The following is a 12587-nucleotide window of genomic DNA, read 5'->3' as shown; positions in this document are numbered from 1 at the left end:
TGGCCCGTCGGCTGCGAGTGGGGGCAAACAGAAAGGCCCTGAAAAGAATACTGGGTCTTATCTACCGCAACTCAAGGCTTGCCCAAACTGTATGGCCCCCCCCCTGAAAAGGGGGGGGCGCACGAATTAGATGCCCGCCGAGGCGGGCCTATGGGGCGCTAGTCCGTTAGCAGTCTTGATCCTGACCGTGTCGATGTGAAAAAAGTGTGAAGAATACCCTCACGTACGCAACCAGCCGTCGACAGTCTTGGCGCCGTACTGCTCCTTCCAGGCCTTGAGGCCACGGTGGTTGCCGCCCTTGGTTTCGATGCGCTCGCCGGTGTGCGGGTTTTCATACACTTTGACCACGCGTGCACGACGGGTTTTGGGGGCCGTAGCCACTCCTTTTGCCGACGCTTTGGGGTCGAGGATGGCGATGATATCGCGCAGGTTCTTGTCGTAGCTGTTCATCAGCTCGACAAGTTTGCGCTCGAACTCGATTTCGCGCTTTAGGCCGGCATCCTTTTTCAGCGCCTCGAGTTGCGCCATTTGTTCCTGAAGCGCTTTTTCGGCAGCACGAAACTCTGCAAGTCTGGACACTGTCATCACTCCTTTATGTCTGCAGTGGCCCGGTATGCGTAGAAACAAGGAGTTACCTGAATAACGCAGCCGCCACTGGGTTGGGCACAACATCGCACTAATAAATAGTGTAGTAGTCACCCGGCGATGGGTAAACATTTAACTTTTAACTTGCCTGTAACGGAACTTTCTTACTTATTTGAGCGTTAATACAAAACAACTAGTCGGGTGCCTCGGCGGTGCCTTAGACAAAAGTCCAATGTCCCGTGCCAGAGCGGTTGCGAGATAATTTCAGATCAGCATCCAGTCGCGTTGGCGCTGGGTGTATTGCCGCAGCCTGGATGGCGGGCGGCTGTTTTTGCCACTCTTTTGGATAGTGCTTCCCATGTTTGCCCCATTTCCTCTCGCGTCCGGGCGTGGCCGTATCGGCCTGCTTGCGATGTTGGCTGCGTCTTCGACTCAGGCTGCAGGTTTTCTTGAAGACAGCAGTGCCAAACTCGAAGCGCGCAATGTCTATTTCAATCGTGACTTTCGCGATGGGCATTCCAGTTCCAGCCAAGGCGCTTCAAAGCGCGAAGAGTGGGCCCAAGGCTTCATTCTCAATGTGCAGTCCGGTTACACCCAGGGCCCTGTTGGCTTTGGTGTCGATGCGTTGGGCATGCTCGGGATCAAACTCGACTCGAGCCCTGCGGATAGCAATAGTGGACTGTTGCCTTCCAGCGGTCATGACCCGCGTCACTCTGAAGATCAATACGCCAAACTGGGCGTGACCGGGAAGATGCGTTACTCGCGCACCGTGCTCAAGTACGGTTCGTTGTTGCCGGATATGCCGCTGCTCAAATACAACGACGGCCGCCTGTTGCCCACCCAGTTCCATGGCGCGCTGCTCACGTCAGAAGAAATCAGCAACCTCAAATTCAGCATTGCCCGCCTGGACAAGTACACCGCCCGTGACTCCACGGACCGTCAGGACATTCGCGTGCATTGCAAGAACAAGCGATACGCCTGTGATATCACCGCCGATCATTTCGATATGGCGGGTGTCGATTACACCTTCAATGATCGACTCAGCGCTCAGTACCAGGTGGCCAAACTCGAGAATATCTACCGTCAGCACTACTTCGGGGTCCTGGCCAGCCAGCCGCTGAGTGTCGGTAAGCTGTCGGCAGACCTGCGTCTGATCAAGAGTGATGACATTGGTAATGCCCGGGCCGGTGATATTGATCACCGGGCGTTCAGCGGCATGCTCGGTTACAGCCTGGGCGGGCACAAAGTCAGTGCCGGCTGGCAGCGCATGTACGGCGAGAATGCCATGCCGTACCTCGACGGCAGCAATCCGTACCTGGTCAACTATGCCCAGGTCAACGACTTTGCCGCCGCGCAGGAGCGTTCCTGGCAGCTGCGCTACGACTACGACTTCAAAGCACTGGGCGTGCCGGGCCTGAGTTTCTTTACCCGCTACATCAATGGTGACCACATCAAGGTGCCGGGCAGCCTGGACGAGGGTAAGGAGTGGGAGCGCGATACCGAGCTCAAGTATCAGGTGCAAAGTGGCACGTTCAAGGATGTCAGTGTGCGCCTGCGTAACTCCACATTCCGCAGCAACTATGAGAAGTATGCCCGCGACATGGACGAAACCCGGGTGATCGTCAGCTACAACTTTTCGATCTGGTAAGTTGCAACATTGTCAGTGCTGCTCGGTCGGTCGATTATGTCGGCTGGCCGACCCTTGGAATGCACTGCAATGAAACAGCTGTTGCTGATCGGAATCGGGCCGGGCAATCCGCGCCAGATCACCTATGAAGCCGTTGACGCGTTGAACCGCGCCCAGGTGTTCTTTGTGCTCGACAAGGGCGAACCCAAGGGCGAACTGCTGCAACTTCGTCAAGACATCCTCGAGCGTTACATCACCCGGCCCGGCTACCGCGTGGTGCAGGTCCATGACCCGCAGCGTGACAGCGACGCCCACGACTATATTGGCGCCGTGCAGGCGTGGCACCAACAACGGGCGGCACTCTATGCGCGGTTGCTGGAAAGCGAACTGGGCGAGGGCGAGTGCGGCGCCTTCCTGCTATGGGGTGACCCGACGCTGTATGACAGCACCTTGCGCATTCTCGAACAGGTCCAGGCACAGGGCCTTGCGCTTGAGCTTGAGGTGATTCCCGGCATCAGCAGCGTGCAGGCGCTGGCGGCCCGTCATCGTATTGCGTTGAACCGCATTGGTGAGCCGTTGACGCTGTTGCCCGGGCGGCGCCTGGCGCAGCATAAGCAGGTCGACAACCTGGTGGTGATGCTCGACCGTCACTGTGCCTTTGCCGAACGCGACGAAGCAGACCTGTGGATTTACTGGGGTGCCTACCTGGGCATGGCTGACGAAATACTCATCAGCGGCCCCTTGCAGCAGGTCAAGGCGACCATTCTTGCGCAGCGCGAGCAGGCCCGCGCACGCAAGGGCTGGATCATGGACACTTATCTGCTGCGTCGGCCGCTGTAGCCAGGCGGTTTTTCGCTTCTATCCATTGCGACATGTACTGGGTGCTCTTGTGCTGATGATGACGCAGCATGGCCCCGGTAAAGTTGAACAGGCGGTGTTGACCCAGGTCGCTCAAGGCATATTCGATGCGCTCGACCAGGGCGGCGCTGTGCGAGCGGCGGTCGTAACGGCTGCGCAGCAGTTGCAGACCTTGTTGTTGGGCGTTCAGCCAGCGCGTTTCATCGCTGTACAGCTGTGCTGCCGCTTCTGCCAGGGCTTCGGCGGTGCTGGCTACAGCACCTGGCCAGGGCAATGCGCCGTGCATGGCTTCGGCGCCGATCGGCGTGGTCACGCTCGGAGTGCCGCAGAGCATTGCATCGGTGAGTTTGCCCTTGATCCCGGCGCCAAAGCGCAGCGGCGCCAGGCAGATCCGCGCGTTGCTCATTACCTCAAGCGCGTCCTCGGCCCAGTTCATGACGTGAAAGCCTTCGGCGGGCTTGTGCAGTGCTGTGGCTTTAGGCGGGGTGTAGGCACCATAGATATGCAGTTGAGCCTGTGGCAGACGGCGGCGAATCATCGGCCACAGGGTGTTTTTCATCCAGAGCACGGCATCCCAGTTAGGGGCGTGGCGGAAATTGCCGATGCTGAGGAAGTTCGCCCGTTCAGCAAAGGGTTTGAACGCTGCACTCGGCACGTCAACCATCAACGGGCACCAGTGCAGCAGGTGTTCGGGCACACCGAAACCGTTGGTCAGCAGGTCGATCTCGACATCCGAGACCATCAGGCACAGGTCGCTGCGGTAGATGGCGGCAAGCTCTCGCAGGGTCAGGTCGGCGCTGGCCATCTGCCGGTACAGATCGGGCCCCGAGGTGGCGAACAGCGCACGGAAATCATTAGGGTCCAGGCCTTCGACAAGGCGACGGCGCAGGAGTTGCTGGCGTGCGTCGCGCAGGCTTTGCAGGTCGGAGGTTTCCAGCACGCGCAAGGCGTTGGGGCAGTGTTTCTCTACACGCCAGCCGAACTGTTCTTCCATCATGAAACGGTCAAACAGCACCACATCAGGGGCCAGTTCACTGACAAACCGGTCGAAACTGCTGTCGTTGAGGGTAATGGCCTGCTCGCAGATCCCCTGGGCGGACAGGTCAGCCTTGTGTTCGCCCACAGCCGCCGGGCTGCTGAAGGTCACCCGCCAGCCACGCTGCACGAAGCTTTCGAGGATCTGCATCATGTGCCCGCCGGCGGCCGAGGAGCGCGGTTCAGGCCAGACGTAACCGATGACCAGGACGTTGAGGGTAGGGCTGAGCATGCGTGCGAGGGACCTTGAAAAAGCGTGTATTAAACCAGATTGGCACGCTGCTGGCGGTCTTCATCGTCAACCGTTGAGCATGGCGCTTACCTTGTCACGCAACTGGTCGATGCTGAACGGTTTGCCGATCAAGTCCATGCCTGGCGGTACCTCGATCGAATCGGTAAAGCCGCTGGCAAACAGAATCGGCAGCAGCGGGCGCGCCTCGCGCGCCTGGTTGGCGAGGGTTTTGCCGTCCATGTCCGGCAGGCCGACATCGGTCATCATCAAGGCCAAGGGTTGTGCTGAGTTGTTCAGGACGTCGAGGGCCGTGGTGGCGTCCTTGGCCTCGATCACCGAATAGCCGAGTTCGCTGAGCACTTCGACGATCAACATGCGCACGATGGCGTCGTCTTCGACAACCAGTAAGGGGTGGGAGGTTGAGGGCATGTTCAGCGTCCTGTTCAGTAAGCGGTTTATATTCAGTGCGTCTGGCCCCGGCTGAAGTTCCCGGCCGTTTTTGCAGGATAGCGATCTGCGCACTGGCAGGGAACGATTGGGCGATCATGCTCTCAAATGCTGGCTAAATGCCCTGCCAGAATGGGCAAAGCTGTTTAGACTCATAATGATCAGGCTGTCGCAGCAGCCGTTGTCGCGGACCAGGGACTGTTTTTTTCGACAGGCTCGCCACTTTCTTTTGTTTGATTCACTTGCTTGGAATTGTGCAATGACTCAACCCGCATCGATCGATCAGCAAAGTTTTCGCAAACTGCTGAGCCGCAATGTTGGCCTGCCACTGGGCGTCGGTCTGCTCAGTGCCGTGGTTTTCGTCGTGGGCATCAGCTATCTGCTCTCGGCCATTCAATGGGTCGAGCACACCGACCGGGTGATCAATAACGCCAACGAAGCGGTGAAACTGTCGATCGACATGGAAACCGGTATGCGCGGTTTCCTGATTACTGGTGACGAGCGCTTTCTGGAACCCTACGAGGTGGCCAAGCCACAAGTGTTTTCCAGCCTGAGTGGCCTCCAGCAGCTGGTGGCAGACAACCCGCAGCAGGTAGATCGTCTGGATCGCCTGAAAGGCTTGCAGCAGGAGTGGAACACGTTTGCCAGCGAGATGATCAGCGTGCGCCGCCAGAGCGGTGACATCGGCACGCCGATTCGCAGTGGCCGCGGCAAGCGCATCACTGACGAGATCCGCAAGGAGTTCGATGCGTTCATCTCCACCGAACAGCAGTTCCGCATGGCGCGTAACGAACAGGTCAATTCGATTACTGTAACGGCGATTTCCGTGTATCTGGTGTTTGTCGTGCTGCTCAGCGCATTGCTGGCGTACCTGGGGCGACGCGATTTGCTGGCGCTGTCGGCCAGTTACAACAGCAACCTGCAGGCCCAACAACGCTCGACCCAGCGCCTGGAACAACAGGCCTGGTTGCGTACCGGGCAGACCCAACTGGCCGAGCAGGTGCTGGGCCAACTGACATTGCCGATGCTGGGCAGCAACATCCTGCGTTTTTTTGCCAGTTATCTAGGCAGTGCAGTCGCAGCGCTGTATGTGCGTGATGAGCACGGCGGGCTGCGCCGGGTCGCCACTTACGGTTTCTCCCGTGAGCAAGCGGAGCGTGAGCACCAGGTCGGGCATCAGGAAGGGCTGCTCGCCCAGGCGGTAAGCCAGGGCCGTTTGCTGCGCCTGGACGAGGTGCCCGAAGACTACTTCAAGATCAGTTCCGGTCTGGGCGAAGGCTTGCCGCGCAGCGTGATCATCATGCCGGCCAGCAACGACGGCCAGATCAATGGGGTGGTGGAGCTGGGGTTCCTGCGCACACTGACCGATCGCGACATCGAATTGCTGGAACTGGTTGGCGACAACCTTGGCACCTCCATCGAAAGTGCCCGCTACCGTCAGCGCCTGCAAGAGGTGCTGGCGGAAACCCAGCAGCTCAACGAAGAATTGCAGGTGCAGCAGGAAGAGCTGAAAACCGCCAATGAAGAGCTTGAAGAGCAATCACGGGTACTCAAGGAATCCCAGGCGCACCTTGAGACCCAACAGGCAGAACTTGAACAGACCAATGAACAGCTGGCCGAGCGCACCGAGGCCCTGGAGTTCAAGAACAGCGCATTGAACCAGGCCCAGCGTGACCTGAAAACGCGTGCAGAAGAACTGCAGCGTTCGAGCAAGTACAAGTCCGAGTTCCTGGCCAACATGTCCCACGAGTTGCGCACGCCACTCAACAGCTCACTGATCCTCGCCAAACTGCTGGCTGAAAACACCCAGGGCAACCTCAGCGCTGAACAGGTGAAATTTGCCGAGTCGATCTATTCGGCCGGTAACGACCTGCTCAACCTGATCAACGATATCCTCGACATCGCCAAGGTCGAGGCCGGCAAGCTCGAAGTGCGTCCACAAGCCACCCAGGTGGCCGGGCTGGTCGACGGGTTGCGGGTGATGTTCGAGCCGTTGGCCAGTGAGAAAAAGCTCGGTTTCAGTGTGACAGTCGAGCCGCAGGTGCCCGCTACCCTGCATACCGACCGCCAGCGCCTGGAGCAGATTCTCAAAAACCTGTTGTCCAATGCCGTGAAGTTCACCGACCACGGGCAGGTCAGCCTGAAGGTGAGCTGGCAGGCGGGTAATGGCATTGTCTTTTCGGTGCGTGACAGCGGCATCGGCATCGCCGCCGATCAGCAACAGAGCATCTTTGAAGCCTTCCATCAAGCGGATGGCACCAGCAACAGACGGTTTGGCGGCACGGGCCTGGGGCTGTCGATTTCCCGTGACCTGGCGCAGTTGCTCGGCGGCCAGATCAGTGTCGACAGCAGCCCGGGCAAGGGCAGTGTGTTCAGCCTGATCCTGCCGGAACGCTATGAGCCGGCCAGCACCCAGGTGCCGGCGTTGATCGTCAATCAGCCGCTGGCCGAGGTGCCTGCCGTCGAGCCCTTCGTGCACGATAGCGCCACCCCGGTGGTACGCCGTGCCCCGGCATTCGACGATGACCGTGAGCAGGCGCCGTTCAGCAACCGCTGCATTCTGGTGATCGAGGATGAGCCCAACTTTGCGCACATACTCTTCGATCTGGCGCATGAGCTGGGTTACAGCTGCCTGGTGGCGGCCGCCGCCGACGAAGGCTTCGAGCTGGCGGCAGGGTACATTCCCGACGCCATTCTGCTGGACATGCGCCTGCCGGACCATTCCGGCCTGACCGTGCTGCAGCGGCTCAAGGAGCAGGCCAGCACCCGGCACATCCCCGTGCACATCATCTCGGTCGAGGACCGGGTCGAAGCGGCCCTGCACATGGGCGCTGTCGGCTATGCGGTCAAGCCCGCCAGCCGCGAAGAGCTCAAGGCGGTCTTTGCCCGCCTGGAAGCCAAGCTGACCCAGAAGCTCAAACGCATCCTGCTGGTGGAAGACGATGACCTGCAACGTGAAAGCATTGCCCGCCTGATCGGTGACGATGACATCGAAATTACCGCCGTTGGCCTGGCTCAGGAGGCGCTCGACCTGCTGCGCGAGAACATTTACGACTGCATGATCATCGACATGAAACTGCCGGACATGCTCGGCAATGAGCTGCTCAAGCGCATGTCGAACGAAGACATCCGCGCCTTCCCGCCAGTGATTGTCTATACCGGGCGTAACCTGACCCGCGATGAAGAAGCCGAGCTGCTCAAGTATTCGCGGTCGATCATCATCAAAGGCGCGCGCTCGCCGGAACGCCTGCTCGATGAAGTGACGCTGTTTCTGCACAAAGTCGAGTCGACGCTGTCCCATGAACGGCAGCGCATGTTGAAGACCGCGCGCAGCCGCGACAAAGTCTTCGAAGGGCGCAAATTGTTGCTGGTGGACGACGATGTGCGAAACATTTTTGCCCTCACCAGTGCGCTGGAACACAAGGGCGCGGTGGTCGAGATTGCCCGCAACGGCCATGAGGCGATCGAACGCCTGGAACAGCACGCCGACATCGACCTGGTGTTGATGGACGTGATGATGCCGCAGATGGATGGCTATGAAGCAACACGGCTGATCCGCATGCAGCCACGCTGGCGCAAGCTGCCGATCATTGCCGTGACCGCCAAGGCCATGAAGGATGACCAGCAGCGCTGCCTGCAGGCCGGGGCGAATGACTACCTGGCCAAACCGATTGACCTTGACCGCCTGTTTTCGCTGATCCGTGTCTGGCTGCCACAACTGGAGCGAATTTGACTATCGACCGTAATACCGACATTGAAATACGGCTGTTGATTGAGGCGATCTACCTTAAGTACAGCTACGATTTTCGCGATTATTCCGGTGCTTCGATCAAACGCCGGATTCAGCATGCGCTGCGTCAGTTCGACTGCAAGACGATTTCCGCGCTGCAGGAGCGGGTGTTGCACGATCCCGGGATGTTCCTGCAGCTGTTGCAGTTCCTGACCATTCCGGTCAGCGAGATGTTTCGTGACCCGGAGCACTTTCTGGCCCTGCGCCAGGAGGTGGTGCCGCTGCTGCGTACCTGGCCTTCGCTGAAGGTCTGGATTGCGGGTTGCAGTACCGGTGAGGAGGTCTATTCGATGGCGATCCTGTTGCGTGAAGAGGGGCTGCTTGAGCGCACGATCATCTATGCCACCGACATCAACCCCAGTTCGCTGGAAAAGGCCAAGCAGGGCATCTACTCGATGCAGAACATGCGGGCCTACGAAGAGAATTACCGCAAGGCCGGCGGTCAGCGCGACTTCGGTGAGTACTACACCTGTGCCTACGGCAATGCCATTATCGACGGCAGCCTGCGCGACAGTGTGACCTTTGCCGACCATAGCCTGGCCACCGACAGCGTGTTTTCCGAGACACAGTTGATTTCCTGCCGCAACGTGCTGATCTATTTCAACAAAACCCTGCAGGATCGCGCCATCGGGCTGTTTCACGAATCATTGTGCCACCGCGGTTTTCTGGTGCTGGGCAGCAAGGAGACCCTGGACTTTTCCGTGTATGCCGAGCAGTTCGAAGCACTGGTCAAGCCGGAACGGATCTACCGTAAGTCATGAACGGCATAGAAGCGATTGTCATGGGGGCTTCGGCCGGTGGCGTCAAGGCGCTGCTGGGCTTGTTGCATGCCTTGCCTGCAGACTTCCCGATCCCGTTGGTGTGTGTGCTGCACCTGCCCGATGATCGCCACAGTCAGTTGGCCGAAGTATTCAGCCGCAGGCTCGGCCGCCCGGCGTGCGAGGCACAGGACAAACAGTCCATCGTCCCGGGAATGATCTATTTTGCCGGCCCCGGTTATCACTTGTCGGTGGAAGCGGACCGCAGCTTTTCCCTGAGCCAGGAGGAGCAGGTGTTTTTCTCCCGGCCGTCGATCGACATCCTTTTTGAGTCCGCTGCCGATGCCTACGGCCCGGCGCTGCTCGGGGTGCTGCTGACTGGCGCCAACGAAGACGGCGCCAGGGGCCTTGCGCGCATCAAGCAACTGGGCGGCCAGACCATCGTCCAGGCCCCCCGCGATGCCCAGGTGGCGACCATGCCCGAGGCCGCGCTGGCCCTGCACCGACCTGATTATTTATTGCCGCTGAGCGGCATCGGGCTATTGCTCGCCAAGCTGGAGCTTCCTGCATGCTAAGCCAAATCCTGGCCAAACTGCTGATCGTCGACGACCTGCCGGAAAACCTCCTGGCACTGGAGGCGCTGGTCAAGGGCAGTGACCGTGAGGTGTACCAGGCGCAGTCCGCTGACCAGGCGTTGTCGCTGTTGCTCGAACACGAGTTCGCCCTGGCCATTCTCGATGTGCAGATGCCGGGCATGAACGGCTTTGAACTGGCCGAACTGATGCGCGGTACCGAGAAGACCAAGAACATCCCCATTGTGTTTGTCAGCGCCGCCGGGCGTGAAATGAACTACGCCTTCAAAGGCTATGAGAGCGGCGCCGTCGACTTTCTGCACAAGCCGCTGGACAACCATGCGGTAAGAAGCAAAGTCGCGGTGTTCGTCGACCTGTTCCGTCAGCGCAAGGCGCTGGACGAACAGCTCGCGGCACTGGAGCGTAGCCGCGCCGAACAGGAGCAGCTGCTCGGCCAGTTGCAGGTCACACGGCACGAACTGGAGCATGCGGTGCGCATGCGTGATGACTTCATGTCGATTGTGTCGCATGAGGTACGGACGCCACTGAACGGCCTGATCCTCGAAACCCAGTTGCGCAAGATGCACCTGGCACGTGACAACGCCGATGCCTTTACCCTGGACAAGATGCGCGCCATGGTCGAACGCGACGAGCGACAGATCAACAGCCTGATCCGCCTGATCGAAGACATCCTCGATGTGTCGCGGATTCGTACCGGCAAGTTGTCGATCCGGCCCAGCCAGTTCGACCTGACGCAACTGGTTGCCGGTTTGATCGAAAACCTTGACGCCCAGGCGGCAGCCGCCGAATCGTCCATCGAGTTTGCCGGGCAGGAGCCGTTGATCGGTGTCTGGGACGCGTTTCGCATCGAGCAGGTGGTGGCGAACCTGCTGACCAATGCCTTGCGCTATGGCGCCAACCGTCCCATCCAGGTGCGCACTTTCGTGCAGCAGCACCTGGCCTGTATCGAGGTGCGGGACCAGGGGATCGGCATCAGCGAGCAAAACCAGCAACGCATTTTCCAACAGTTCGAACGGGTGGACGCGAACCAGGGCAAGGCGGGGTTGGGCCTGGGGCTGTACATCTCGGAACAGATCGTCCTGGCCCATGGTGGCCGGATCGATGTGCAGAGTGTCGAAGGCCAGGGTGCGACCTTTACCGTACGCTTGCCCCTGGGCAGCGTGCAGCAAGGTCCTGGCAGCCAGTAGACGACTTTCGCTGGAGGAACGGTGGAAATTTCCGCCGTATTTGCTGCCGCTGGCTGATGTTCAGCCGCGTGTACACGCGGTTCGATGGCGCATGACTGACTGCCTCAGGGAGTAGGCACATGCGCGATATCGTACGTAAGCAGCACCCCGTTGTTAGCACCGAAGCCATTGGCCTGCGGACAGTGACCCTGCGCATCGGGGTGTTTTTTGATGGCACCGGCAACAACCGGGACAACAGCCTCACCGATGGCAACGCGACAAGCAACATAGCCAGGTTGTATGACCTGTATCCGCATCAGGCTTCAGTGCCACTGGCGAGTGACCAGACCACCGCCAGCCTGAGTGTCTATGTGGATGGCATAGGCACCCGCGCGGGTGAGTCCGACTCGATCCTCAGCAAACTGACCGGGCGGTATGGGGCGGGTGTTCTGGCGCGGGCGCAACAGGCACCAACTGCAATCATCGAGACCATCGCCGGGTGGTGCCAGGCCAACCCGGCTGCGCGTATTCAGGCGATCGAAGTGGACATCTTCGGCTTCAGCCGCGGGGCCGCAGCAGCACGGCATTTTGCCCATGATACTGACAAAGGGGCTGCCAGCCGCCTGGCGCTGGAGTGGCCGGCAAGCATGCGCCGGCAGGTACAGGACCTGGATTGGTCGACTTCCCTGACCATCAACTTCATCGGTCTGTTTGACACGGTTGCGGCGATCGTATCGATGTTAGAGGGGAATTTCAGCCCCGCGAACATCGACTACTCCGGCCTGCAACTGGGGTTACGGCCAGGGATTGCCAGAAAAGTCGTGCACCTGGTTGCCCGCGACGAACATCGCAGGAATTTTCCGCTCACCCAGGCCTTTGAGGACATCGTCGTGCCGGGCGCGCATTCCGATGTGGGCGGCGGCTATCCACCCGAAATGCTTGAACAGCTGGTGCTCAGCCGGCCGGTCAGCAGCGTTGAGGCACGCTCGCTGGACAACGAAAAGGCCCGGTCACGCCGTGAAGTGCAGGCGCAATACGAGCGCAATCGGGCGAGCTGGCAGCGATACAACTTCAAGGTCGAGATGCGCGCGCAGGCAACCGAGCTGCCTTTTCTGGCCTCGCGCGATATTGTCCCGCAAAAGCAGGTGCTGTCGTACATCCGCGGGGTGCGCACGGTGGCGGGCGATCTGTCGCTGGTGTACCTGGGTATCATGCATGCCCTGGCAGTTGCCCACGACGTGCCTTTCATCGCGCTGGATGAGCGCTTTGCCGTGCCATCGGCGTTGCAGGTCATTGCCGCCAAGCTGCTGGCCTATGCGACGGGCGAACAGCCGGGCACCGGGCTCGATGCCGAAGAAGAGGCATTGCTGTTTGAGCGTTACATTCATTTGTCCAGCGACTGGAGTGTGGCCGGCGCAGCGAGGGAAGGGGTGGTGGCGCTCTTTATCAACCGCCCGCATGAAAGCGGACAGCGCAGAGTATTTCCCAACCCCTGA

General features: G+C 59.7%; 10 protein-coding genes. 7 read left to right on the top strand and 3 right to left on the bottom strand.

Annotation, left to right across the window (positions count from 1 at the left end; translation table 11 throughout):
• Window positions 1-219: 219 nt before the first annotated feature.
• Window positions 220-579 (bottom strand): histone-like nucleoid-structuring protein, MvaT/MvaU family, encoded by a 360-nt coding sequence (locus I5S59_RS18730; protein WP_197877947.1) that lies wholly within the window; start codon window positions 577-579, stop codon window positions 220-222.
• Window positions 580-943: 364 nt separating this feature from the next.
• Between I5S59_RS18730 and I5S59_RS18725 the strand changes: the two genes are divergently transcribed.
• Window positions 944-2233, top strand: coding sequence for an OprD family porin (locus I5S59_RS18725; protein WP_197877946.1), 1290 nt, complete (start codon window positions 944-946; stop codon window positions 2231-2233).
• A 69-nt stretch (window positions 2234-2302) separates the two neighbouring features.
• A complete protein-coding gene (cobF, locus tag I5S59_RS18720; RefSeq protein ID WP_197877945.1) occupies window positions 2303-3052 on the top strand; it encodes a precorrin-6A synthase (deacetylating) in 750 nt (249 codons plus the stop codon).
• Here the strand turns inward: cobF and I5S59_RS18715 are convergent.
• The gene (locus tag I5S59_RS18715) at window positions 3018-4337 is read right to left on the bottom strand and encodes a glycosyltransferase (RefSeq protein WP_197877944.1); all 1320 of its coding nucleotides are present in this window, start codon (window positions 4335-4337) and stop codon (window positions 3018-3020) included. The two genes, cobF and I5S59_RS18715, sit on opposite strands and share 35 nt — an antisense overlap.
• Before the next feature lie 66 nt (window positions 4338-4403).
• Entirely contained in the window at window positions 4404-4766 is a 363-nt protein-coding gene (locus tag I5S59_RS18710; RefSeq protein ID WP_197877943.1) for a response regulator, read from the bottom strand.
• A gap of 277 nt (window positions 4767-5043) precedes the next feature.
• On the opposite strand from I5S59_RS18710, the gene I5S59_RS18705 reads away from it, so the two are divergent.
• The 5 genes from I5S59_RS18705 (at window position 5044) to I5S59_RS18685 (ending at window position 12587) form a co-directional block, all read left to right on the top strand.
• Window positions 5044-8517: a response regulator gene (locus tag I5S59_RS18705; RefSeq protein ID WP_197877942.1), complete on the top strand. Its 3474-nt coding sequence runs from the start codon at window positions 5044-5046 to the stop codon at window positions 8515-8517.
• A complete protein-coding gene (locus I5S59_RS18700) occupies window positions 8514-9335 on the top strand; it encodes a CheR family methyltransferase (protein ID WP_197877941.1) in 822 nt (273 codons plus the stop codon). Before I5S59_RS18705 ends, I5S59_RS18700 begins: the two co-directional genes overlap by 4 nt.
• A complete protein-coding gene (locus tag I5S59_RS18695) occupies window positions 9332-9907 on the top strand; it encodes a chemotaxis protein CheB (protein ID WP_197877940.1) in 576 nt (191 codons plus the stop codon). Before I5S59_RS18700 ends, I5S59_RS18695 begins: the two co-directional genes overlap by 4 nt.
• On the top strand, window positions 9901-11112 hold the full coding sequence (locus I5S59_RS18690; RefSeq protein ID WP_197877939.1) for a hybrid sensor histidine kinase/response regulator: 1212 nt from the start codon (window positions 9901-9903) through the stop codon (window positions 11110-11112). Before I5S59_RS18695 ends, I5S59_RS18690 begins: the two co-directional genes overlap by 7 nt.
• Window positions 11113-11231: 119 nt before the next feature.
• A complete protein-coding gene (locus I5S59_RS18685) occupies window positions 11232-12587 on the top strand; it encodes a T6SS phospholipase effector Tle1-like catalytic domain-containing protein (RefSeq protein WP_197877938.1) in 1356 nt (451 codons plus the stop codon).

This window comes from Pseudomonas alkylphenolica (assembly GCF_016009175.1).
GTDB classification, from domain to species: Bacteria; Pseudomonadota; Gammaproteobacteria; order Pseudomonadales; family Pseudomonadaceae; genus Aquipseudomonas; species Aquipseudomonas alkylphenolica_B.
Note: the sequence above shows the minus strand (reverse complement) of the source record. Positions and strands in the feature narration are given on the sequence as shown.

What these genes read in the sequence shown, in the direction of transcription:
- I5S59_RS18685 (WP_197877938.1), top strand. Translation starts at nt 11,232, where the DNA reads ATGCGCGATATCGTACGTAAGCAGCACCCCGTTGTTAGCACCGAAGCC.
- I5S59_RS18715 (WP_197877944.1), bottom strand. Translation starts at nt 4,337, where the DNA reads ATGCTCAGCCCTACCCTCAACGTCCTGGTCATCGGTTACGTCTGGCCT.
- I5S59_RS18725 (WP_197877946.1), top strand. Translation starts at nt 944, where the DNA reads ATGTTTGCCCCATTTCCTCTCGCGTCCGGGCGTGGCCGTATCGGCCTG.
- cobF (WP_197877945.1), top strand. Translation starts at nt 2,303, where the DNA reads ATGAAACAGCTGTTGCTGATCGGAATCGGGCCGGGCAATCCGCGCCAG.
- I5S59_RS18690 (WP_197877939.1), top strand. Translation starts at nt 9,901, where the DNA reads ATGCTAAGCCAAATCCTGGCCAAACTGCTGATCGTCGACGACCTGCCG.
- I5S59_RS18705 (WP_197877942.1), top strand. Translation starts at nt 5,044, where the DNA reads ATGACTCAACCCGCATCGATCGATCAGCAAAGTTTTCGCAAACTGCTG.
- I5S59_RS18695 (WP_197877940.1), top strand. Translation starts at nt 9,332, where the DNA reads ATGAACGGCATAGAAGCGATTGTCATGGGGGCTTCGGCCGGTGGCGTC.
- I5S59_RS18710 (WP_197877943.1), bottom strand. Translation starts at nt 4,766, where the DNA reads ATGCCCTCAACCTCCCACCCCTTACTGGTTGTCGAAGACGACGCCATC.